This is a genomic window from Pseudomonas sp. AK-TSAG1-1 (assembly GCF_056821665.1).
In genome coordinates this window covers 1,954,677-1,976,983 of the sequence record NZ_CM165965.1, presented here as the reverse complement: position 1 = coordinate 1,976,983, position 22,307 = coordinate 1,954,677, and the positions used below count along the sequence as shown (strand labels likewise).

The 22,307-nt window shown below is 60.6% G+C and carries 21 protein-coding genes; 18 read left to right on the top strand and 3 right to left on the bottom strand.

From position 1 onward, the window contains the following. Window positions 1-10 precede the first annotated feature (10 nt). Complete coding sequence (locus AC1UK9_RS09055; protein WP_482579876.1) at window positions 11-637, top strand: LysE family translocator; 627 nt, start codon at window positions 11-13, stop codon at window positions 635-637. Window positions 638-827: 190 nt separating this feature from the next. On the opposite strand, the gene uraH is transcribed toward AC1UK9_RS09055, so the two are convergent. After that, on the bottom strand, window positions 828-1,181 hold the full coding sequence (uraH, locus tag AC1UK9_RS09050; RefSeq protein ID WP_003223171.1) for a hydroxyisourate hydrolase: 354 nt from the start codon (window positions 1,179-1,181) through the stop codon (window positions 828-830). Window positions 1,182-1,601: 420 nt separating this feature from the next. Between uraH and puuE the strand changes: the two genes are divergently transcribed. The 8 genes from puuE to AC1UK9_RS09010 all read left to right on the top strand — a co-directional run bounded on the left by puuE (window position 1,602) and on the right by AC1UK9_RS09010 (window position 9,749). Continuing rightward, entirely contained in the window at window positions 1,602-2,528 is a 927-nt protein-coding gene (gene puuE, locus AC1UK9_RS09045; protein WP_482579875.1) for an allantoinase PuuE, read from the top strand. Next, window positions 2,525-3,040, top strand: coding sequence for a 2-oxo-4-hydroxy-4-carboxy-5-ureidoimidazoline decarboxylase (gene uraD / locus AC1UK9_RS09040; protein WP_003223167.1), 516 nt, complete (start codon window positions 2,525-2,527; stop codon window positions 3,038-3,040). The genes puuE and uraD overlap by 4 nt, the downstream gene beginning before the upstream one ends. Before the next feature lie 88 nt (window positions 3,041-3,128). Then, a complete protein-coding gene (gene alc / locus AC1UK9_RS09035; protein ID WP_482579874.1) occupies window positions 3,129-4,124 on the top strand; it encodes an allantoicase in 996 nt (331 codons plus the stop codon). 120 nt (window positions 4,125-4,244) lie between these two features. Further along, window positions 4,245-4,748: an ureidoglycolate lyase gene (locus tag AC1UK9_RS09030; protein ID WP_008005655.1), complete on the top strand. Its 504-nt coding sequence runs from the start codon at window positions 4,245-4,247 to the stop codon at window positions 4,746-4,748. A 51-nt stretch (window positions 4,749-4,799) separates the two neighbouring features. Beyond that, the gene (locus tag AC1UK9_RS09025) at window positions 4,800-6,116 is read left to right on the top strand and encodes a urate hydroxylase PuuD (RefSeq protein ID WP_025113367.1); all 1,317 of its coding nucleotides are present in this window, start codon (window positions 4,800-4,802) and stop codon (window positions 6,114-6,116) included. 166 nt (window positions 6,117-6,282) lie between these two features. Beyond that, window positions 6,283-7,641: a nucleobase:cation symporter-2 family protein gene (locus AC1UK9_RS09020; protein ID WP_482579873.1), complete on the top strand. Its 1,359-nt coding sequence runs from the start codon at window positions 6,283-6,285 to the stop codon at window positions 7,639-7,641. A 163-nt stretch (window positions 7,642-7,804) separates the two neighbouring features. Then, window positions 7,805-8,590 carry an outer membrane protein OmpK gene (locus tag AC1UK9_RS09015; protein ID WP_473014942.1) on the top strand — a complete coding sequence of 262 codons (786 nt, stop codon included), beginning with the start codon at window positions 7,805-7,807 and terminating at the stop codon, window positions 8,588-8,590. Between the two features lie 373 nt (window positions 8,591-8,963). Beyond that, the gene (locus AC1UK9_RS09010; protein WP_025113370.1) at window positions 8,964-9,749 is read left to right on the top strand and encodes an outer membrane protein OmpK; all 786 of its coding nucleotides are present in this window, start codon (window positions 8,964-8,966) and stop codon (window positions 9,747-9,749) included. A gap of 119 nt (window positions 9,750-9,868) precedes the next feature. Here the strand turns inward: AC1UK9_RS09010 and AC1UK9_RS09005 are convergent, their stop codons facing one another. Beyond that, window positions 9,869-11,041: a patatin-like phospholipase family protein gene (locus AC1UK9_RS09005; RefSeq protein WP_473014941.1), complete on the bottom strand. Its 1,173-nt coding sequence runs from the start codon at window positions 11,039-11,041 to the stop codon at window positions 9,869-9,871. Window positions 11,042-11,076: 35 nt separating this feature from the next. After that, on the bottom strand, window positions 11,077-12,012 hold the full coding sequence (locus tag AC1UK9_RS09000; RefSeq protein WP_025113372.1) for a lipid A biosynthesis lauroyl acyltransferase: 936 nt from the start codon (window positions 12,010-12,012) through the stop codon (window positions 11,077-11,079). Between the two features lie 117 nt (window positions 12,013-12,129). On the opposite strand from AC1UK9_RS09000, the gene minC reads away from it, so the two are divergent. From minC to AC1UK9_RS08955, 9 genes are all read left to right on the top strand, one after another. Then, a complete protein-coding gene (gene minC, locus AC1UK9_RS08995; protein ID WP_025113373.1) occupies window positions 12,130-12,867 on the top strand; it encodes a septum site-determining protein MinC in 738 nt (245 codons plus the stop codon). Window positions 12,868-13,066: 199 nt separating this feature from the next. Next, the gene (gene minD, locus AC1UK9_RS08990) at window positions 13,067-13,879 is read left to right on the top strand and encodes a septum site-determining protein MinD (RefSeq protein ID WP_007960626.1); all 813 of its coding nucleotides are present in this window, start codon (window positions 13,067-13,069) and stop codon (window positions 13,877-13,879) included. Beyond that, window positions 13,879-14,133 carry a cell division topological specificity factor MinE gene (minE, locus tag AC1UK9_RS08985; RefSeq protein ID WP_003223146.1) on the top strand — a complete coding sequence of 85 codons (255 nt, stop codon included), beginning with the start codon at window positions 13,879-13,881 and terminating at the stop codon, window positions 14,131-14,133. The genes minD and minE overlap by 1 nt, the downstream gene beginning before the upstream one ends. 91 nt (window positions 14,134-14,224) lie before the next feature. Continuing rightward, window positions 14,225-14,860: an RluA family pseudouridine synthase gene (locus AC1UK9_RS08980; RefSeq protein ID WP_007960625.1), complete on the top strand. Its 636-nt coding sequence runs from the start codon at window positions 14,225-14,227 to the stop codon at window positions 14,858-14,860. 49 nt (window positions 14,861-14,909) lie between these two features. After that, complete coding sequence (locus AC1UK9_RS08975; RefSeq protein ID WP_482579872.1) at window positions 14,910-16,010, top strand: hypothetical protein; 1,101 nt, start codon at window positions 14,910-14,912, stop codon at window positions 16,008-16,010. A gap of 195 nt (window positions 16,011-16,205) precedes the next feature. Continuing rightward, window positions 16,206-17,495 (top strand): M18 family aminopeptidase, encoded by a 1,290-nt coding sequence (locus tag AC1UK9_RS08970; RefSeq protein WP_025113375.1) that lies wholly within the window; start codon window positions 16,206-16,208, stop codon window positions 17,493-17,495. A 353-nt stretch (window positions 17,496-17,848) separates the two neighbouring features. Then, on the top strand, window positions 17,849-18,025 hold the full coding sequence (locus tag AC1UK9_RS08965; protein ID WP_177327380.1) for a hypothetical protein: 177 nt from the start codon (window positions 17,849-17,851) through the stop codon (window positions 18,023-18,025). 77 nt (window positions 18,026-18,102) lie between these two features. Continuing rightward, window positions 18,103-20,256 carry a mechanosensitive ion channel domain-containing protein gene (locus tag AC1UK9_RS08960; RefSeq protein WP_482579871.1) on the top strand — a complete coding sequence of 718 codons (2,154 nt, stop codon included), beginning with the start codon at window positions 18,103-18,105 and terminating at the stop codon, window positions 20,254-20,256. Between the two features lie 66 nt (window positions 20,257-20,322). Further along, complete coding sequence (locus AC1UK9_RS08955) at window positions 20,323-21,657, top strand: amidohydrolase (protein WP_482579870.1); 1,335 nt, start codon at window positions 20,323-20,325, stop codon at window positions 21,655-21,657. Window positions 21,658-22,307 lie beyond the last annotated feature (650 nt).

Genomic DNA, 22,307 nt, shown 5'->3' with positions numbered 1-22,307 from the left:
GAGGAAAGTGATGAGTCTGGAAACCTGGCTGCTGTTCAGCGGCGCTGCATTGGTGGTGATCCTGATCCCGGGGCCGCTGTCGCTGCTGATGATCAGCAACAGCCTGAACTACGGTTTGCGCCGTTCGTACCCGGCGTTTCTCGGCGGCGTGATCGCCTCGATCTGCCTGCTCAGTGCTTCAGCACTGGGGCTTGGCGCCCTGCTTCTGGCGTCGGAGCAGTTGTTCAGCGGCTTGAAGATCGTCGGCGCGCTGTACCTGTTCTACCTCGCCTGGCAGAGCTGGCAGCAATCGCGTCAGCCAGCCGTGGGCGCTGAAGTGCCGCAAGCGGCGCCGGTACCGCGCTTTCGCACCTTGTTCGGGCGCGCGTTTGTATTGGGCGCGAGCAACCCGAAAGACATTCTGTTCTTCGCCGCGTTTCTGCCGCAGTTCCTCAGTGCACAACAGCCGTTCCTGCCGCAGTTGCTGATCATGATCGCCACCTGGGTGGTGCTCGACCTGTGCTGCAAACTGGCTTACGGGCTGGGTGCACACGGTGCGGCGCGCTATCTGCGCAGCGGCAAGGGGCAGAGCTGGTTCAACCGGGTGAGTGCCGGGTTGTTCAGTGGCGCGGGGGCGGCTTCACTTCTGAGCCGCTAAGAGCAAAAAGCTTCGCGAGCAAGTCCGCTCCCACTGGATGTCGTTATTCCAAAGTGGGAGCGGGCTTGCTCGCGGCGTCAGATCAGGCATCACTTTTCCAAAGGCGAAAAAAAGCCCGCAGTGTGAGCGGGCGAAAGACCAAAGAAGCTATATGCGCAGTCGCTTCCCGGTGGGGGCAGCTGCTTGGGGGTCAGCTGCCCCGGTAGGTGGAATAGCTGTAAGGCGAAATCAGCAGTGGCACGTGGTAGTGATCCTGCTCGGCGGAGATGCCGAAGCGCAGCACCACCACGTCCAGAAACGCCGGTTCCGGCAACTGCACGCCACGGGCGCGGTAATAATCGCCGGCGTGGAACTGCACCTGATAAACCCCGGTGCGGTAGTCATCGCCTTGCAGCAGCGGCGCATCGACCCGGCCATCGCTGTTGGTTATCGCACTGGCGACCAATTCCAGGTGCGAACCTTCAACGCGGTACAGCTCGACCTTGATCGAGCTGCCCGGGCAACCGTGTGCAGCGTCCAAAACGTGTGTTGTCAAACGTCCCATTGATTCTGCGCGCCTGCCTGCGTGGAGCAGTCAGACTTCGCGCCTCCCGAAGTCAGGTAAAAAGGAGACCGCACCGATTCGGAGCACGAAAAGCTGCGGCGAGCGACTGATTAAGACACTTTTCAAAAAAATTGTACACAATAAAAACGACATTTTTCACCTCACCCCCGCCATTCGGGCGTTTACCCCTGATCTGCCCCTCAAGTGCCTATCTATTGAACCTCCCATCCATTAGCTGACTGGTCAGGCAGGTTTCTTGCAGGCTCACGCCATTAACAGCAAAAGATGACAGTCGGTGAAAAATGCGAAAATTCAGGCTTACAAATTGAGAATAAAGTTGTATACAATCAGCCCATCGCTGTGACGCCAGCCTGCCAGGCCGCCACACACATCTGTCAACGAATAAGAAGGAAGACTGCAGTGAGCGCTGACTACCCACGCGACCTGATCGGTTACGGCAGTAACCCTCCTCACCCACACTGGCCGGGCAATGCCCGCATCGCCCTGTCGTTCGTGCTCAACTACGAAGAAGGCGGCGAGCGCAACATTCTGCACGGCGATAAAGAATCCGAAGCTTTCCTGTCCGAGATGGTTGCCGCCCAGCCGCTGCAAGGCGCGCGCAACATGAGCATGGAATCGCTTTACGAGTATGGCAGTCGTGCCGGCGTCTGGCGGATCCTGAAACTGTTCAAGGAATTCGACATTCCGCTGACTGTCTTCGCCGTCGCCATGGCCGCCCAGCGCCACCCGGACGTAATCCGCGCGATGGTCGAGGCCGGTCACGAGATCTGCAGCCACGGCTACCGCTGGATCGACTACCAGTACATGGACGAAGCGCAGGAACGCGAGCACATGCTCGAAGCGATCCGCATCCTCACCGAACTCACCGGCGAGCGCCCATTGGGCTGGTACACCGGCCGCACCGGGCCGAACACCCGCCGCCTGGTGATGGAAGAAGGCGGCTTCCTCTACGACTGCGACACCTACGATGACGACCTGCCCTACTGGGAACCGAACAACCCGACCGGCAAGCCGCACCTGGTGATCCCGTACACCCTCGACACCAACGACATGCGTTTCACGCAAGTGCAGGGTTTCAACAAGGGCGACGACTTCTTCGAATACCTCAAAGACGCGTTCGACGTGCTCTACGCCGAAGGAGCCGAAGCGCCGAAGATGCTCTCGATTGGTCTGCACTGCCGCCTGATCGGCCGTCCGGGTCGTCTGGCTTCGCTCAAACGCTTCATCGAATACGCCAAAAGTCATGAACAGGTGTGGTTCAGCCGCCGCGTCGACATCGCGCGCCACTGGCACGAAACCCACCCGTACCAAGGGGCCGCCAAATGAGCCGCTTTCAAACCCTGCAACCGTCGACCCTGAGCCGCGACGCTTTCGTCAAAGCCTTCGCCGACATCTACGAACATTCGCCATGGGTGGCCGAGAAGGCCTACGACCTGGGCGCGGACGCTTCGATCGACGAGATCGAAACCCTGCACCAGCGCATGAGCGACATCCTGTTGAGCGCCGATCACACCAGCCAGCTGGCCCTGATCAACGCTCACCCGGACCTGGCCGGCAAAGCTGCCGTCCAGGGCCAGTTGACCGAAGCCAGCACCAATGAACAGGCTGGCGCCGGTATTCACCAATGCACGGCCGAAGAGTTCCAGCGCTTCACCGAGCTGAACGACGCCTACAAAGCCAAGTTCAAGTTTCCCTTCATCATGGCGGTAAAAGGCAGCAACCGGCATCAGATCCTCGCGGCGTTCGAAACGCGTATTCACAATTCGGTCGACACCGAATTCAAATGCGCGCTGGCGGAGATCAACAAGATCGCCCTGTTCCGTTTACTGACTCTTTAGCGAAGCCTGACCCGAGTGCATCAGACGCGGAGAGCACCCAGGGTCTTGCAAGCATCCCCAGCCACTTATTTAAAGGCAGACAAGAAGAATGAAAGCTTACGCCGTACCTTTCGAGAAGTTCGTCAACCTGGCCGATGCCCGTCTGGGCACCAAAATCATCTCGGTCACCGATGACTGGTTCGCAGACGCCAATCGTCTGTTTCAGCCGACTCCGGCCGTGTGGAAGGAGGGTGTGTTCGACGACAACGGCAAGTGGATGGACGGCTGGGAATCGCGCCGCAAGCGCTTTGAAGGCTTCGACAGCGCGGTGATCCGTCTGGGCGTACCGGGCTCGATCAAAGGCGTGGACATCGACACTTCATTCTTCACCGGCAACTTCCCGCCATCGGCCTCGCTGGAAGCGTGCTTCCTGGCCTCGGGCGAGCCGGACGAAAACACCCAGTGGACCGAAGTGCTGTCGGCCGTCGAGCTGCAAGGCAACAGCCACCACTACCACGAAATCAGCAACGACCAAGCGTTCAGCCACCTGCGCTTCAACATCTACCCGGACGGCGGCGTGGCCCGTCTGCGCGTGTACGGCATTCCGTTCCACGACTGGTCGGCGGTTGGCGACAACGAGCAAGTCGATCTGGCAGCAGCCCTCAACGGTGGCCGCGCCCTCGCCTGCTCCGATGAACACTTCGGCCGCATGAGCAACATCCTCAACCCGGGCCGTGGCATCAACATGGGCGACGGTTGGGAAACTGCACGTCGTCGTACTCCGGGCAATGACTGGGTGATCGTCGCGCTGGGCCATCCGGGCGAGATCGAAAAAATCGTCGTCGACACCCTGCACTTCAAAGGCAACTACCCGGACACCTGCTCGATCCAGGGCGCGTTCGTCAAGGGCGGCACCGACAGCCAGATCGAAACCCAGTCGCTGTTCTGGCGTGAACTGCTGCCGAGCCAGAAGCTGGAAATGCACGCCGAGCACACCTTCGTCGAGCAGATCAAGGCGCTGGGCCCGATCACCCACATCCGCCTGAACGTGTTCCCGGACGGTGGTGTAAGTCGCCTGCGCGTACTGGGCAAGGTCGCTAAATAAGCGCTGAACCCATTCGCGAGCAGGCTCGCTCCAACAGGGGATGGCATTCCAAATGTGGGAGCGAGCCTGCTCGCGATAGCAATAGAACAGTCAACAACGAATTCGGATAAGAAGAACAGCATGCGCACATTGACGATTGAACCGCTGACCAAAGAAGCCTTCGCCCCTTTCGGTGACGTGATCGAAACCGACGGCAGCGATCACTTCATGATCAACAACGGTTCGACCATGCGCTTCCACAAACTGGCGACGGTCGAAACCGCTACGCCTGAGGACAACGCGATCATCAGCATCTTCCGCGCCGACGCGCAGGACATGCCGCTGACCGTGTGCATGCTGGAACGCCATCCGCTGGGCAGCCAGGCTTTCATTCCGCTGCTCGGCAACCCCTTTCTGATCGTGGTCGCGCCACTTGGCGATGAACCTGTATCAGGCTTGGTCCGCGCCTTCGTCACCAACGGCAGGCAGGGCATCAATTACCATCGCGGCGTCTGGCACCACCCGGTGCTGACGATCGAAAAGCGGGATGACTTCCTGGTGGTTGATCGCAGTGGCACAGGCAATAACTGCGATGAGCATTTTTTCAAAGAGGATGAGCGTTTGATCCTCGCCCCCCACCAATAAGAGAAGGTCTGATCACTCGACAACAAGAGTGACAGGCGAGAGGTAAAGACTGTGGAAGCACATCTGTTGGAATGGCTGAACCTGAGCGTGCGCTGGGTTCACATGATCACTGGCGTGGCCTGGATCGGCGCGTCGTTCTACTTCGTCTGGCTGGAGAACAACCTCAACCGCGTCAACCCGAAAACCGGTCTTGCCGGTGATCTGTGGGCGATCCACGGTGGCGGTATCTATCACCTCGAAAAATACAAACTGGCCCCACCGTCGATGCCGGAGAACCTGCACTGGTTCAAATGGGAAGCCTACTTCACCTGGATGTCGGGGATCGCGCTGCTGTGCGTGGTGTTCTACTCCAATCCAACGCTCTACCTGCTGGCTCCGGGCAGCACACTGAGCGGTCCTGAAGGCGTGGCCATCGGTATCGGCTCGCTGTTCCTGGGCTGGTTCATCTACTCCTTCCTGTGCGACTCGGCCCTGGGCAAACGCCCTGCTCTGCTGGGTTTCATTCTGTTCGTGCTGATCATTGGCGCGGCGTATGGCTTCAGCAAGGTGTTCAGCGGTCGTGGTGCGTACCTGCACGTCGGCGCGATCATCGGCACCATCATGGTCGGCAACGTGTTCCGCATCATCATGCCGGCGCAACGTGCACTGGTCGCGGCCATCGCCGAGAACCGCACGCCGGACCCGGCGCTGCCAGCCAAGGGCCTGCTGCGTTCGCGTCACAACAACTACTTCACCCTGCCGGTGCTGTTCATCATGATCAGCAACCACTTCCCGAGCACATATGGCAGCCAGTACAACTGGCTGATCCTGGCCGGGATCGCGGTGTTGGCAGTGTTGGTGCGTCACTACTTCAACACCCGTCACGACAGCCACAAGTTTGCCTGGACCCTGCCAGTGGCAGCGGTGGGCATGATCACCCTGGCGTACGTCACCGGCCCTGCGCCGATGCCGACCGCGCCGGACGTGGCCAAGGCGCCAGCCAAAATCGAGTACCAACCGCTGCCGGAAACGGCACTGGGCGGTGGCGCGAAACCGGCTGAAGCGGCGGCACCTGCAGCGCCGGCAGCAGCCCCTGCTGCGGCACCGGCGCAAGCGTCCAACGCAGGCCCTGCGTTCGACAAGGTGCACAACGTGATCCAGGAACGCTGCGCGGTCTGCCATTCGGCCAAACCGACCAGCCCGTTGTTCAGCGCGGCGCCCGCCGGTGTGATGTTCGACACCCCCGAGCAGATCCGTCAGAACGCGGCGCGGATCCAGGCGCAAGCCATCACCACGCAGATCATGCCACTGGGCAACATCACACAGATGACCCAGCAGGAACGTGACCTGATCGGTGCATGGATCGCGCAGGGAGCCCAGACCAACTAAGCAACAAAGCTTCGCGAGCAGGCTCGCTCCCACAGAGATCGCGCATTACCTGTGGGAGCGAGCCTGCTCGCGAATCGCCTTGACGCGGTTTACCTGATGCAAAGAAACAGCTGTGAGCAACCCGGCAGCTGTTCAATCACAAGAATAAAAAGATCCGAGGTGTTGCATGTCCGAGCTGTCCAAAGCGCGCATCCCCGACGCACCCGCCATTCAGCGTTTGCCCCTTTTGCAACTGATCCTGGTCGGTTTGCAACATGTTCTGCTGATGTACGGTGGTGCCATCGCGGTGCCGCTGATCATTGGACAGGCCGCTGGCCTGAGTCGTGAAGAAATTGCCTTCCTGATCAACGCCGACCTGCTGGTCGCCGGTGTCGCCACCATCGTCCAGTCGCTCGGGATCGGCCCCATGGGCATCCGCATGCCGGTGATGATGGGCGCCAGTTTTGCTGCGGTCGGCAGCATGGTCGCCATGGCCGGCATGCCCGGTATCGGTCTGCAAGGGATCTTCGGTGCAACGATCGCCGCCGGGTTCTTCGGCATGCTCATCGCGCCGTTCATGTCCAAGGTCGTACGCTTCTTCCCGCCTCTGGTGACCGGCACGGTCATCACCTCGATCGGTTTATCGCTGTTCCCCGTGGCCGTTAACTGGGCCGGTGGCGGTGCTGGTGCCGCACAATTCGGTTCACCGATTTATCTGGCCATCGCCGCCCTGGTGCTGGCGACCATTCTGCTGATCCACCGCTTCATGCGCGGTTTCTGGGTCAATATTTCCGTACTGATCGGCATGTGCATCGGCTACGTGCTCTGCGGCGCGATCGGCATGGTCGATCTGAGCGGCATGGCCAACGCTCCATGGATTCAGTTCGTCACCCCGCTGCACTTCGGCATGCCGAAATTCGAGCTCGCGCCGATCCTGTCGATGTGCCTGGTGGTGGTGATCATTTTCGTCGAGTCCACCGGGATGTTTCTGGCGCTGGGCAAGATCACCGGCCAGGAAGTCTGCCCACGCATGCTGCGTCGCGGCCTGCTGTGCGATGCCGGCGCCTCGTTCGTTGCCGGTTTCTTCAACACCTTCACCCACTCCTCGTTCGCGCAGAACATCGGTCTGGTGCAGATGACCGGCGTGCGCTGCCGCTCGGTGACCATCGTTGCCGGTGGGCTGCTGATCGTCCTGAGCCTGCTGCCGAAAGCCGCGTTCCTGGTGGCGTCGATTCCACCGGCAGTGTTGGGCGGTGCGGCGATTGCGATGTTCGGCATGGTCGCGGCCACCGGGATCAAGATCTTGCAAGAGGCCGACATAGGTGACCGGCGTAATCAACTGCTGGTGGCGGTGAGCATCGGCATGGGCTTGATCCCGGTGGTGCGTCCGGAGTTTTTCGCCCACCTGCCATTGTGGATGAGCCCGATCACCCACAGCGGCATCGCCATGGCCACGCTCAGCGCACTAACGCTGAACCTGTTGTTCAACATTCTTGGCGGCGCCGAACGCGCAACCATCAACGACTGCCACGCACACCAGCATTAACAGCAACACAGATATCCCCTTGTGGGAGCGGGCTTGCTCGCGAATGCGGTGTGTCATTCAGCATTGATGTCGACTGACACGCCCTCTTCGCGAGCAAGCCCGCTCCCACAGGAAGCAAAAAAAGCTCTGCGCCTCAAACAATAAAAACAAGAGGGAGCAACAGATGATTCGCACGCAAACCAACGTTCTGTTGAGTGGCGGCCTGCTGGCCGCGAGTCAGGCCATGGCCGGCGATTTATTGCTTTGGCAGACCAACAGCCTCAGCTACCTGTACGGCAAGAACTTCGCGATCAACCCGTCGATCCAGCAGACGGTGACGTTCGAGCACGCCGACAAGTGGAAGTACGGCGACAACTTCCTGTTCGTCGACAAGATCTTCTACAACGGTCAGGAAGACCGCAACAAAGGCCCGCACACCTTCTACGGCGAATTCACCCCACGCTTCTCGTTCGGCAAGATCTTCGACCAGAAAATCGAGTTCGGCCCGATCAAGGACGTGCTGCTGGCCATGACCTACGAGTACGGCGAAGGTGACAGCGAGGCCTACCTGATCGGCCCCGGCTTCGACCTCAAGGTGCCCGGCTTCAACTACGTGACCCTGAACATCTTCCGCCGCCAGACCGAAGGCCCGCGCCCCGGTGACGGCGTGTGGCAGATCACGCCGGGCTGGTCGTACAGCGTTCCCCTGGGCAACTCCGATGTGCTGATCGATGGCTATCTCGATTGGGTCGTCGACAACGACGAGAACTCGCGCGGCACCTACCACGCCAACCTGCACATAAACCCGCAGATCAAATACGACCTGGGCAAAGCCTTGGGCTGGCGCCAGAAGCAGCTGTATGTCGGCACCGAATACAGCTACTGGAAGAACAAATACGGGGTTGAAAGCAGCCACAACCTCGACACCAATCAGAACACCGCCAGCCTGCTGGTGAAGGTGCACTTTTAAGATGGCCCGCAACCGTGCCCCATACCTGTCGTCGGTGCTCTGTTGCGGGGCACTTGAGACCTGGCCGAGGAGTCAGTATTCTCCGCGGCCTCTTGAATTCGGTCTAAAAAAAAGCCCGAATTTAATTCCTGACCAACGGGCCAACTTATCCCGGCCCAGGTCAGTACCGAGGCATCCCGAAAACACGCTCAATCGACTGTTTTGCAGCAGCCGAACGGGCGTTTTTTTGCTTTTCGAAAGCCTTGGCTCAGCTCTTGCTAACAGCACTAAAGCTGACCGGTCGGATGACTTTTGCAGCAACGAAAAAAGGCGCCACACCAGAGCGCCGATCTTAAAAAAATAAACGTGGAACACCTACTTTGGGAGCAACCGAATGAAACGTATGTGCACCAGCCTGATGCTCGCGGGATCGATGTTGGCCGGCGGCGAGGCCATGGCCGACGGCCTGCTGCAATGGCAGAACAACAGCCTGACCTACTTGTACGGTAAAGACTTCAAGGTCAACCCGGCGATCCAGCAGACTGTCACCTTCGAGCACGCCGATGCGTGGAAGTATGGGGACAACTTCCTGTTCATCGACAAGATCTTCTACAACGGCAAGCCTGACTACAACGTCGGCAACAACACCTATTACGGTGAGTTCCAGCCACGCATCTCGCTGGGCAAGGTGCTGGATCAGAAGATCGAATTCGGCCCGATCAAAGACGTGCTGCTGGCGATGACTTACGAGTTCGGTGAAGGCGACGTCGAGTCGTACCTGATCGGTCCAGGCTTCGACCTAGCGATTCCGGGTTTCGACTACTTCCAGTTGAACTTCTACCAGCGCCACACCGACAGTTCGCGCCCGGGTGACAACGTCTGGCAGATCACGCCAGTGTGGTCCTACACCATCCCGGTCGGCAGCTCGAACGTGCTGATCGACGGTTACATGGACTGGGTCGTCGACAACGACGTCAACAGCAAAGGCGAATACCACGCCAACCTGCACTTCAACCCACAGGTCAAATACGACTTGGGCAAGGCCCTGCATTTCGGCGAGAAGCAGCTGTACGTCGGTGTTGAATACGACTACTGGAAAGACAAGTACGGGATCGAAGACTCCCGTGGCTTCACGACCAATCAGAACGTGACCAGCTTCCTGGTGAAGTTCCACTTCTGATGCTGTAGGTGGCGTCTGCAAGGACGCCTTCGCGAGCAGGCTCGCTCCCACATTGGATCTGTGTCGTGCACACAACCCATGTGGGAGCGAGCCTGCTCGCGAATGGCCTCCCACAAATCTCAGGCCGGAACCACCGCCTCGGTGATCCCCAAAAACCGGCACAGCTCCTCACGCTTGGCCAGTGCATCGCGCCGCCCCAAGTCGATCAGCTCGCTGCAATACCCCGCCTCGAACAGCAAGTAACTCAACACCCCTGCCCCGCTCGTTTTAGTCGCCCCCGGCCCGCGCAAGAACAGCCGCAACGCCGCCGGCAGTTCCTGGCGATGCCGCGCCGCGATCTCGTCGATCGGCTGACTCGGCGCAATCACCAGCACCTCCACCGGTGCCACCCCCAACTCGCGCGTCGGTACGCCCTCGGGCATCAGGTGACTGAACTGGTTCAGGCGCTGCAGCAACTCGATGTCGCTCTCCAGGCTGTCAATGAACGTGCTGTTGAGCATGTGCCCGCCGATCTGTGCCAGGGTTGGTTGCTGACCGGTATAGGCGCGCTCCAGCGGCTGCTGTGGATCGAAGCCGCGCGGGTTGCCGCTGACCCCCACCACCAGCACCCGGCTCGCGCCCAGATGCAGCGCCGGGCTGATCGGCGCCGATTGCCGTACCGCGCCGTCACCGAAATATTCCTCGCCGATTTTCACCGGCGCAAACAGCAACGGGATCGCCGAACTGGCGAGCAGGTGGTCCACCGACAATTGCGCCGGCACGCCGATCCGCCGATGGCGCAGCCACGCATCGATCTTGCCGCCGCCCTGATAGAAGGTCACCGCCTGCCCCGACTCGTAGCCGAACGCGGTCACTGCCACCGCATGCAATTGCTTGCGCGCGATGGACTCGGCGATGCCGGGCAGGTGCAGTTTTTCATTGAGCAGGTCGCGCAGCGGCGAACTGTTGAGCAGCGCCACCGGCAGGTGCCGGCCCATGCCCAGCAGGCTGTGACTGACAAAACGGCTGGCCTGGCGAATCACCCCGGGCCAGTCGCTGCGCAACACCCGATGACTGCGAAAGCCCTGCCAGAACAGCGTCAGGCGTTCGATGGCGGCGCGAAAATCACTGGCACCACTGGCTAGGCTGACCGCATTGATCGCCCCGGCCGAAGTGCCGACGATCACTGGAAACGGATTGTCCGCGCCCAGCGGCAACAACTCGGCAATCGCCGCCAGCACCCCCACCTGATACGCCGCCCGAGCCCCGCCGCCGGAAAGAATCAAACCTGTGACCGGTTCAGCTGGGCTCATCGCAACGCTCCATGGTGCCTAAAGGGATGGGTCGATCAACTACGCCGTTTGGCGTACAACTTCGGCTCGCCCGGTGGACGGCTCTTGAAGCGTCGATGCGCCCACAAGTATTGCTCAGGGCAGGCGCGCAGCGCACTTTCCACCCACTGGTTGATGCGCAGGCAGTCGGCCTCTTCGGTCTCGCCCGGGAAATCTTCCAGCGGCGGATGGATCACCAACCGGTAACCGCTGCCGTCCGCCAGCCGCTCCTGAGTGAACGGTACGACCAGCGCCTTGCCCAAACGGGCGAACTTGGTGGTCGCGGTCACTGTCGCTGCCTGAATGCCGAACAGCGGCACGAAGATGCTTTGCTTGGCGCCGTAGTCCTGATCCGGTGCGTACCAGATCGCCCGGCCCGCGCGCAGCAGCTTGAGCATGCCGCGCACGTCGTCACGCTCCACCGCCAGCGAGTCGAGGTTGTGCCGCTCGCGGCCACGACGCTGAACGAAGTCGAACAAGGCATTCTTGTGCTCGCGGTACATGCCGTCGATGGTGTGTTGCTGGCCGAGCAGCGCCGCGCCGATTTCCAGCGTGGTGAAGTGCGCGGCCATGAGGATCACACCCTTGCCTTCGCGCTGGGCCTTTTGCAGATGCTCCAGCCCTTCGACATGCGCCAGTTTCGCCAGGCGCTCACGGGACCACCACCAGCTCATCGCCATTTCAAAGAAGGCGATGCCGGTGGAGGCAAAGTTTTCCTTGAGCAGGCGTTTGCGCTCGGCGGCGGATTTCTCCGGGAAGCACAGCTCAAGGTTGCGCTTGGCGATGCGCCGCCGGTCGCCGGCCACGCGATACATCAACGCGCCCAAGGCACGACCGATCGTCAGTAACACCGGATACGGCAACTGCACGACCAGCCACAACAGCCCCAGACCGCACCAGAGCGGCCAGAAGCGGGGGGAAAGATAGGCTTTTCGAAAACGCGGGCGATCCATTAAAGCTTCCGTAAATACAGTGGCCGCGCATTCTACATCGTTCGACCCGGCTTGCGGCTCGCGGGCGTTCTCGTTATAAGTCTCGGCACTTTTAGTGACAAGCCGTTGTATGCCGATATGAGCCAAAACGAATCGCCAGACCAAGATCCCGTGTTCCAGTTGAAGGGCAGCATGCTGGCCATTACGGTGCTGGAGTTGTCCCGCAACGACCTCGACAGCCTTGATCGGCAACTGGCCGCCAAAGTCGCCCAGGCCCCGAACTTCTTCAGCAATGCACCGCTGGTCCTGGCACTGGACAAACTGCCGCCTGGCGAAGGCGCGGTCGACCTGCCCGGGCTGATGCGCGTGTGCCGCCAGCATGGCCTGCGCACCCTGGCGATCCGCGCCAGCCGTATCGAAGACATCGCCGCCGCCATCGCCATCGACATCCCGGTGCTGCCGCCGTCCGGTGCCCGTGAGCGACCGCTGGAAGCCCCGGAACCGGAAGTCAAAAAGAAACCGGAAAAGCCGCCAGAGCCGACCATCAAACCGACCCGTGTCATCACCACGCCAGTACGTGGTGGCCAACAGATATACGCCCAGGGTGGCGATTTGGTAGTGGTTTCCTCGGTCAGTCCGGGGGCGGAACTTCTGGCCGATGGCAACATCCATGTATACGGCCCGATGCGCGGTCGTGCACTGGCTGGCGTCAAGGGCGACACCAAGGCCCGGATTTTCTGTCAGCAATTGAGCGCTGAACTGATCTCCATCGCCGGGCATTACAAGGTTTCCGAGGATTTGCGTCGCGATCCGCTGTGGGGCTCCGGCGTACAGGTCAGCCTGTCGGCCGACGTGTTGAACATCATTCGGCTTTAACGGATACTGCCGCATTTTCCAAGCATCTCTAAAACGTAGCGAAAACGGCTCAAACGAAGTAGGAAAAAGGATCAAGGCGCGTTTGCCCCCGGCAACTGCGACTTGCGCCGAATTCCAGCCAAGGCTGTCCGACTGCAGTAGTTTTCAAGAGATGTTTTTCAGGGGCTAAAAAGTCCTTCTTCCTTAGGGGTGAAACACCTTGGCCAAGATTCTCGTGGTTACATCCGGCAAGGGTGGTGTGGGTAAGACCACCACCAGCGCCGCTATCGGTACCGGCCTCGCTCTGCGCGGCCACAAAACAGTGATCGTCGACTTCGACGTGGGCCTGCGTAACCTCGACCTGATCATGGGTTGCGAGCGTCGCGTGGTGTATGACTTCGTCAACGTGGTCAACGGCGAAGCCAACCTGCAACAGGCTCTGATCAAAGACAAGCGCCTGGAAAACCTCTACGTACTGGCCGCCAGCCAGACCCGCGACAAAGACGCGCTGACCCAGGAAGGCGTGGAAAAAGTCCTGATGCAGTTGAAGGAAGACTTCGACTTCGTGGTCTGCGACTCCCCGGCGGGCATCGAGAAAGGTGCGCACCTGGCCATGTATTTCGCCGACGAAGCGATCATCGTGACCAACCCTGAAGTGTCCTCGGTACGTGACTCCGACCGCATGTTGGGCCTGCTGGCCAGCAAATCGCGTCGTGCCGAACTCGGCGAAGAGCCGATCAAGGAACACCTGCTGCTGACCCGTTACAACCCACAGCGCGTCAGCGATGGCGAAATGCTCGGCGTCGAAGACGTGAAAGAAATTCTGGCAGTGACCCTGCTGGGCGTCATCCCTGAGTCGCAGGCGGTCCTGAAAGCTTCCAACTCGGGCGTTCCAGTGATTCTCGACGACCAGAGCGACGCCGGTCAGGCGTACAGCGATGCAGTTGATCGTCTGCTGGGCAAAGAAAAAGAACATCGTTTCCTCGATGTTACGAAGAAGGGATTCTTCGAGCGCCTGTTTGGAGGTAGGTAATGAACCTTTTTGACTTCTTTCGTGCCAACAAAAAGCCAAGTACCGCCTCGGTAGCGAAAGAGCGTCTACAGATCATCGTGGCGCATGAGCGCGGCCAGCGCAGCACGCCGGATTACCTGCCAGCCTTGCAGAAGGAACTGGTCGACGTGATCCGCAAGTACGTCAACATCGGCAACGACGACGTACATGTTGCACTGGAAAGCCAGGGCAGTTGCTCGATTCTGGAACTCAACATCACCCTGCCCGATCGCTGAGTCGATCCGGCAGGAACGACGGCGGCTCAGGGCCATTCCCAATGCGGAATGGCCCTGAGCCGCCGTTGGCATTTGTTACGAGGCTGTTTTAATGCCGTTGTCCAACATCCGCATCATCCACCAGGACGCCGCCGTGCTGGTGGTCGACAAACCGACGCTGTTGCTTTCGGTGCCCGGTCGCGCCGACGACAACAAGGATTGCCTGATCACCCGCCTGCAGGAGAACGGCTACCCGGAAGCGCGCATCGTCCATCGCCTGGACTGGGAAACCTCCGGCATCATTCTGTTGGCCCGTGACGCCGACACCCATCGCGAGCTGTCGCGGCAATTTCACGACCGCGAAACAGAGAAAGCCTACACCGCCCTGGCTTGGGGTCAGCCGGAACTGGACAGCGGCAGCATCGACCTGCCCCTGCGCTACGACCCGCCGACCAAGCCGCGGCATGTGGTTGACCACGAGTTCGGCAAGCATGCGCTGACCTTCTGGCGCGTACTGGAACGTTGCGGCGACTGGTGCCGCGTCGAACTGACGCCGATCACCGGGCGCTCACACCAGTTACGCGTGCACATGTTGTCCATCGGCCACCCGCTGCTGGGCGACGGGCTCTACGCCCACGAACAGGCCCTGGCCGCCTGGCCACGCCTGTGCCTGCACGCGAGCATGCTGAGCTTCACCCACCCGCAAACCGGCGAGCGCCTGCGCTTCGAATGCCCGGCACCGTTTTAAGTGCTGCCTGAGTGGCAGCGCTGTTTTCAGACAAGGATTTTGTTTTCGGATGAGTTGTATTGATTCCCTGGTAACCCCCCTCAAGAAAGTTCGTCATCAACTGCTTTACCTGATTTACGGCAATCAGGATGTGTACCGGCGCGAAGCCAAGTTCAGCATTCTGACCGCGTTGTCCCAAGCCAAAAACGGCGAGCGTCCGGCCATCCGCATCCTCACCGACCGCCCCGACGACTACGCCGGCTGGCCGGTCGACACGGTGTTGCTGGACGCAGCGACCCAGACCCGCTGGCAAGGCACCCACGGCTATCACCACCGACGCAAGGCCTGCGCGATTGCGGCCGGCATGCAGTGGGCGGAAAAAACCCTGTTCGTCGATACCGACACTTTGTTCACCCGCCACCCGAGCCAGCTGTTCAAATTCATCGAGCCGAACTGCTCAGTGATGGATCGCTTCGAGTACGACTGGAAAGACGTACACCTGCGCGCTGACTATCAAAAACTGGGGCGCGACCTGCGCAGCCACGGCGTGACTCCGGACAACGGCTTCAAGCTCTACAACAGTGGTTTGTGCGGCGTGACCGACAGCGATTCGGCGCTGTTCGAAGAGTCGATCCGCCTGATCGATGAATGGACACTCGGCGGCTTCGAAATCCATACCATCGAGCAGATCGCCCTGTCGTACGCCATGCGCAGGCGTCAGGTGATGGAAGCGCGCAAACACGTCTACCACTATTTCGCCGAAAAACGTTTCTTCCACGCGATGCAGACGTACTTCTTCTCCCAGCACGGCGAGCAGTTCAGCCAGCGCCTGGTGGACCTGTGCACCGATGTGCCACGGGTCAAACCGTTTCCATCGGCGTTTCAGCGCCTGAAAATCAAGTGGAAGCTGCGCAATCAGAGCGGCACGTTGCGCAAGGTCGGTCGCGATCTGCTGTACGGCAGCGCTGCGCCCGAGGATCCGTATTACAGCGCCTGCCGACACGAATGGTGGGAATGTGCCTCGCGGGAGATTCTGCGCTGGGATGAAAGCCGTCAGAAAAAACTGCTGAGCCAGAACCCCTGGCCGCAACAACTGCCGCGCCCGGATAAACCGGAAGACGAAAAAGTCATCATGAACTACCTGAAAAAACGCGTGACCGCCGCCCGCTGATCCACATCCTTTCCTGTGGGAGCGAGCCTGCGCGTGAAGGCGTCCTGTCAGTCACAGCGTTTTTGGCTGATACACCGTCTTCGCGGGCAAGCCCGCCCCCAGAGGATTTGCGTTCGCAACCAACATCCGAATTGTCATGCCCCAAGCCCCGAGCCGATGCGTTAAACTCCCGCCCATTGCTGTCTGGAGCTTCTTATGCGCGAAGAGTTGAACCAAGGCCTGATCGACTTCCTCAAGGCCTCCCCTACCCCGTTCCACGCCACCGCCAGCCTTGTTCAGCGTCTGGAGGCCGCCGGTTACGTGCGCCTCGACGAGCGCGAGCCGTGGAACACCGAGGCCAATGGCCGTTATTACGTCACCCGCAACGACTCCTCCATTGTCGCGATCAAAATGGGCCGCAATTCACCGCTGCACGACGGCATCCGTCTGGTCGGCGCCCACACTGACAGCCCATGCCTGCGCGTCAAGCCGCAACCCGAGCTGCAACGCCAGGGCTTCTGGCAACTGGGCGTTGAAGTCTACGGCGGCGCGTTGCTGGCGCCGTGGTTCGACCGCGACCTGTCGCTGGCCGGCCGTGTGACCTTCCGCCGCGACGGCAAGGTCGAAAGCCAGTTGATCGACTTCAAGGCACCGATCGCGATCATTCCCAACCTGGCGATTCACCTCAACCGTGAAGCCAACCAAGGCTGGGCGATCAATGCGCAGACCGAACTGCCGCCGATCCTCGCGCAGTTCGCCGGTGACGAGCGCGTCGACTTTCGCGCCGTACTGACTGATCAACTGGCCCGCGAACACGGCCTGAACGCCGACGTGGTGCTGGATTACGAGCTGAGCTTCTACGACACACAAAGCGCGGCGATCATCGGCCTGCACGGCGACTTCATCGCCGGTGCTCGCCTGGACAACCTGTTGTCCTGCTACGCCGGCCTGCAAGCCCTGCTCACCGCCGACACCGAAGAAACCTGCGTGCTGGTGTGCAACGACCACGAAGAAGTCGGCTCCTGCTCGGCTTGCGGTGCAGACGGCCCGATGCTTGAGCAGACCCTGCGGCGCCTGCTGCCTGAAGGTGACGAATTCGTACGTACCATTCAGAAATCGCTGCTGGTTTCGGCCGACAACGCCCACGGCGTACACCCCAACTACGCCGAGAAGCACGACGCCAACCACGGCCCGAAACTCAACGCCGGTCCGGTGATCAAGGTCAACAGCAACCAGCGTTACGCCACCAACAGCGAGACCGCCGGGTTCTTCCGCCACCTGTGCATGGCTGAAGAGGTACCGGTGCAGAGCTTCGTGGTCCGCAGCGACATGGGTTGCGGCTCGACCATCGGCCCGATCACCGCCAGCCATCTGGGCGTGCGCACCGTTGATATCGGCCTGCCGACCTTCGCCATGCACTCGATCCGCGAACTGTGTGGCAGCCACGACCTGGCACACCTGGTCAAAGTGCTGAGCGCGTTCTACGCCTCGCGCGAGCTGCCTTAAAAGCTTCGCGAGCAGGCTCGCTCCCACATGGGAATGCATTTCAACCTGTGGGAGCTGGCTTGTTCACACATTGGAATGCATTTCAAACTGTGAGAGCTGGCTTGTTCACACACTGGAATGCATTTCAAACTGTGGGAGCTGGCTTGTTCACACATTGGAATGCATTTCAAACTGTGGGAGCGGGCTTGCTCACACATTGGAATGCATTTCAAACTGTGGGAGCGGGCTTGCTCGCGAAAGCGGTCGTTCAGATAACAATGATTCATCGTAGAACCGACATTCCTGATACACATCACCCCCTGCTGCAGAAACCGACCTAGACTTAAATCATTCCCTTCGACAAGGCAGTCTCCATGATCTCGATGTCTTCGTTCCACGCCATGCTCGTCCCGATCCTGTCCGGGATGATCCTGCTGGCCATCGGCTTCAACTTCCGCGACAAGAACGCCGGTGTCTTCGCCATGTGGATCGGCATGCTGATGATCCTGGCGACCGTGGTCTACAAGATCCTCGCCAAACTCAACGAATAAATCAGCGCTCGGCTCGCATTGATTCTGGCTGGCTCGTACACTCGCTCAATTCGCCCCTTTGCGAGGTTGACCGCCTAGTGTTCGCTCGTCTGTTTGCTCTGCCCTGCCTGTTCCTCGTCTGCCTGATGACGCTGCTGCCGCTGGCCCCTGCCCACGCGGTCGGCTTGCCGGGGTTGCTCAATACCACCAAGGCGCAACCGGAGGCGCAGGAACCGCTGGGCCAGTCGCTGGATGAAGTCATCAAGTCGCTGGAAAACGACAAGCAGCGGACGCAGTTGCTGACCGATCTGAAAAAGCTGCGCGACGCCACGAAAAAAGCCCAGGCCTCCCCCGAAGAAGGCGTGCTGGGCCTGATCGGCGGCACCCTGGCCAATTTCGAAAAACAGTTCTCCGGCGCCGACAGCCCGCTCACCCGCTGGTCCAGCGAATTCGATCAGGCCCGGGATGAGCTCGACAACCTGATGCTGCCGGCCAGTGAATGGCTGCCGATCATCTTCGCCTTTGCCGTGATCCTGATGGTCTGGAGCCTGCTGGCCGCCGCACTGATCTGGCTCGGGCACCGGGTGCGCATGCGTTTCGGCCTGACCGAAGAACTGCCCCAGCACCCCAAGGCCCTCGACATGCTGCGCTTCGCCCTGCGCAAGCTCGGGCCGTGGCTGATCGCGCTGGTCATCACCGTTTACATGAGCTACGCGCTGCCGTCGTCATTGGGCAAAAGCCTGGCGATGGTGCTGGCTTACGCGCTGGTGGTCGGCACCTGTTTCTCGGCGATCTGCGTGATCGCGTTCTCGCTGCTCGACGGCCCGCACCGGCACCGGGCGCTGTACATCCTGCGCCATCAGGCGTTCCGACCGCTGTGGCTGATCGGCAGCTTCGCCGCGTTTGGTGAAGCCCTGAACGACCCGCGCCTGGTGGAAAGCCTCGGCGTACACCTGGCACACACCACCGCGACCATCACCAATGTCCTCGCGGCGCTGTTCACCGGCCTGTTCATCCTGCGTTTCCGCCGGCCGATCGCGCACCTGATCCGCAACCAGCCCTTGTCCCGCCGCCTGACCCGCCGCGCCCTCAGCGACACCATCGATATCCTCGGCACCTTCTGGTACGTGCCGGCGCTGGTGCTGGTCGGGATTTCGTTGTTCGCCACTTTCGTCTCCGCCGGTGACACCAGCACCGCCCTGCGCCAGTCGCTGATCTGTACGGTGCTGCTGGTGATGTGCATGGTGATCAACGGCCTCGTGCGCCGCCACTCACTCAAACCGCAACGCGGCCCCAAGCGCCACGCGCTGTATTCGGAACGCCTGAAAAGCTTCTTCTACACCCTCGCCCACCTGCTGGTGTGGCTGACCTTCATCGAACTCGGCCTGCGTGTATGGGGCAAGTCGCTGATCGGTTTCGCCGAGGGCGAAGGGCATGACGTCAGCGTCAAACTGTTCAGCCTGATCGGCACACTGATTTTCTCCTGGCTGATCTGGATTCTCGCCGATACCGCCGTGCACCACGCCCTCACCCGCTCGCGCAAAGGCCTGGCGAACGCCCGCGCGCAAACGATGATGCCGCTGATCCGCAACGTGCTGTTCGTGGCGATTTTCATCATCGCGCTGATCGTCGCCCTGGCAAACATGGGCATGAACGTCACACCACTGTTGGCCGGTGCCGGCGTCATCGGTCTGGCCATCGGTTTTGGTGCGCAGTCGCTGGTGGCGGACTTGATCACCGGCCTGTTCATCATCATCGAAGACTCGCTGGCGATCGACGATTATGTGGATGTCGGCGGGCACCTGGGCACCGTCGAAGGCCTGACCATCCGCACCGTGCGCCTGCGCGACATCGACGGCATCGTCCACACCATCCCGTTCAGCGAAATCAAAAGCATCAAGAACTACTCCCGGGAATTCGGCTACGCGATTTTCCGGGTGGCGGTGCCGTACAACATGGAGATCGATGACGCGATCAAACTGATGCGCGAAGTCGGCCAGAAAATGCGCACCGACCCCCTGCAACGGCGCAACATCTGGTCGCCGCTGGAGATTCAGGGCGTGGAGAGTTTCGAGTCCGGCAGCGCGATCCTGCGCGCCCGCTTCAAAACTGCACCGATCAAACAATGGGAAGTGTCCCGCGCGTTCAACCTGTCGCTCAAACGCCATCTCGACGAGGCCGGCCTTGATCTGGCCACGCCGCGCATGAGTGTGCAAGTGATCACCGCCGGCGGTGGCCAGCCCAAGGAATAGCACTTGGGCGCGATGTGCGGGTCACAGGCAGGGAAGCCAGAAAAACAATAACCATGGAGAAACCCGATGCAGCTGACCCGCATTGCCCAAGCCCTTCTGCTCAGCCTTGTCGCCGGCCACGCCGGTGCTACCAGCCTGGACAGCACCCGCGAACACATCGCCGCGCAGGCCAAGGCACTTGAACCCGAACTGCTGGAAACCCGCCGCGACATCCACGCCCACCCGGAACTCGGCAACAGCGAAAAACGCACCTCGGAGCTGGTCGCCAAACAACTCAAGGCGCTGGGCCTGGAGGTCAAAACCAACGTCGCCCGCACCGGTGTGATCGCCATCCTCAAAGGCGCCCTGCCCGGCCCGACCGTGGCCCTGCGTGCCGACATGGATGCACTGCCCGTCAAGGAAGTCGCCAACCTGCCGTTCGCCTCAAAAGCCAAAGGCACCTACCTCGACAAAGAAGTCGACGTGATGCACGCCTGCGGCCACGACGCCCACACCGCGATCCTGCTGAGCACGGCGAAAATTCTCAGCGGCCTGCGCGACACCCTGCCCGGCACCGTGGTGTTCTACTTCCAGCCCGCCGAAGAAGGCCCGAGCGACTTCATCCCCGACGGCAAAAACACCTGGGGCGCGAAAATGATGGTCGAGGAAGGCGTGATGAAATCCCCCAAACCCGATGCCGTCTTCGGCCTGCACGTCTGGGCCGGCGTCCCTGCCGGTCAGATCGCCTATCGCCCAGGCGCTACCCTGGCCAGCTCCGACGACCTGCGCATCAAAATCCTCGGCAAACAGACCCACGCCGGCCGTCCCTGGGACGGCATCGACCCGATCACCGTCGGCGCACAAACCATCGTCGGCCTGCAAACCGTGGTCAGCCGTCGCACCGATATTTCGTCCTATCCGTCGGTGGTCAGCATCGGCACCATCAACGGAGGCACCCGCTACAACATCATTCCCGAATCCGTGGACATGAGCGGCACGATCCGCTCCTACGACTACGGCATCCGCCAGAAACTGCACGCAGACGTGCGCCAGACCGTCGAAAAAATCGCCGAAAGCGGTGGCGCGAAAGCCGACGTGACCATCATCGAAAAATACGACCCGACCATCAACAACCCGGCGCTGACGGAGAAAATGCTGCCGACTTTGAAATGGGCAGCCAAAGATGACGTGGTGAATGCACCGCTGGTGGGTGGCGCGGAAGACTTCTCGTTCTTTGCCAAGGAAGTGCCGGGGTTGTTTGTGTTTCTCGGGGTGACGCCACGGGATCAGGACATGAGCAAAGCCGCGCCGAATCATAATCCGGGGTTCTTTGTGGATGAGTCGGCGCTGGTGGTTGGGGTGAGGACAATGGCGTCGCTGGCGACGGATTATTTGTATGGCAATGCTGAGGTTGCCAGATAGAGATGGGGGATTGTGAGGACGGCTTCGCGAGCAGGCTCGCTCCTACAGTTGAATCGTTTTTCGCCTGCCAGAGGTTGGCTGTCTGTCAGGCCGCCATCGCGAGCAGGCTCACTCCTACAATTAAATTGGGGGCGGTCAGTTGGAAATTGGTCGGCTGTCAGGTCGCCGTCGTGAGCAGGCCCACTCCTACAATTAGATTGGGGACGGTCAGTTGGAGATAGGTCGGCTGTCAGGCCGCCATCGCCAGCAAGCTGGCTCCCACAGAAGCACTAAAGCCGAGCACATGCTTTTCACCACTCAACAGGCCGAGTGTCAGCTCGCCGAAAGCTCTTGATCTTGCCGTGCCGGCCCCATCGGCAGGCTGAGTGGAGGGGTTCATCCGGGGGTGGGAGCGCAGCGACCGTTCGACGGAGTCGAACACATCGAGAGGAGGTGCAGCGAAGCAAACCGGAGGCGATGCCCCCGGATGAATCCCGTAGCGAAGGAACCCGAGCCTAAGCGAGTGCCGTACGCCGGGGCCCAGCGTTTTGGTTACTTTTGGGCGTCTGCAAAAGTGACTCGCCGTAAGGGCGAAACCCTAAGCAGCCGTTACCACAGCAACGGATATCCACCCAAAAACCCAAGAACCTGGTCGGCCCACAGGCCGCCAA

What these genes read in the sequence shown, in the direction of transcription:
- AC1UK9_RS09055 (WP_482579876.1), top strand. Translation starts at nt 11, where the DNA reads ATGAGTCTGGAAACCTGGCTGCTGTTCAGCGGCGCTGCATTGGTGGTG.
- uraH (WP_003223171.1), bottom strand. Translation starts at nt 1,181, where the DNA reads ATGGGACGTTTGACAACACACGTTTTGGACGCTGCACACGGTTGCCCG.
- uraD (WP_003223167.1), top strand. Translation starts at nt 2,525, where the DNA reads ATGAGCCGCTTTCAAACCCTGCAACCGTCGACCCTGAGCCGCGACGCT.
- alc (WP_482579874.1), top strand. Translation starts at nt 3,129, where the DNA reads ATGAAAGCTTACGCCGTACCTTTCGAGAAGTTCGTCAACCTGGCCGAT.
- AC1UK9_RS09030 (WP_008005655.1), top strand. Translation starts at nt 4,245, where the DNA reads ATGCGCACATTGACGATTGAACCGCTGACCAAAGAAGCCTTCGCCCCT.
- AC1UK9_RS09020 (WP_482579873.1), top strand. Translation starts at nt 6,283, where the DNA reads ATGTCCGAGCTGTCCAAAGCGCGCATCCCCGACGCACCCGCCATTCAG.
- AC1UK9_RS09015 (WP_473014942.1), top strand. Translation starts at nt 7,805, where the DNA reads ATGATTCGCACGCAAACCAACGTTCTGTTGAGTGGCGGCCTGCTGGCC.
- AC1UK9_RS09010 (WP_025113370.1), top strand. Translation starts at nt 8,964, where the DNA reads ATGAAACGTATGTGCACCAGCCTGATGCTCGCGGGATCGATGTTGGCC.
- AC1UK9_RS09005 (WP_473014941.1), bottom strand. Translation starts at nt 11,041, where the DNA reads ATGAGCCCAGCTGAACCGGTCACAGGTTTGATTCTTTCCGGCGGCGGG.
- AC1UK9_RS09000 (WP_025113372.1), bottom strand. Translation starts at nt 12,012, where the DNA reads ATGGATCGCCCGCGTTTTCGAAAAGCCTATCTTTCCCCCCGCTTCTGG.
- minC (WP_025113373.1), top strand. Translation starts at nt 12,130, where the DNA reads ATGAGCCAAAACGAATCGCCAGACCAAGATCCCGTGTTCCAGTTGAAG.
- minE (WP_003223146.1), top strand. Translation starts at nt 13,879, where the DNA reads ATGAACCTTTTTGACTTCTTTCGTGCCAACAAAAAGCCAAGTACCGCC.
- AC1UK9_RS08980 (WP_007960625.1), top strand. Translation starts at nt 14,225, where the DNA reads ATGCCGTTGTCCAACATCCGCATCATCCACCAGGACGCCGCCGTGCTG.
- AC1UK9_RS08975 (WP_482579872.1), top strand. Translation starts at nt 14,910, where the DNA reads ATGAGTTGTATTGATTCCCTGGTAACCCCCCTCAAGAAAGTTCGTCAT.
- AC1UK9_RS08970 (WP_025113375.1), top strand. Translation starts at nt 16,206, where the DNA reads ATGCGCGAAGAGTTGAACCAAGGCCTGATCGACTTCCTCAAGGCCTCC.
- AC1UK9_RS08965 (WP_177327380.1), top strand. Translation starts at nt 17,849, where the DNA reads ATGATCTCGATGTCTTCGTTCCACGCCATGCTCGTCCCGATCCTGTCC.
- AC1UK9_RS08955 (WP_482579870.1), top strand. Translation starts at nt 20,323, where the DNA reads ATGCAGCTGACCCGCATTGCCCAAGCCCTTCTGCTCAGCCTTGTCGCC.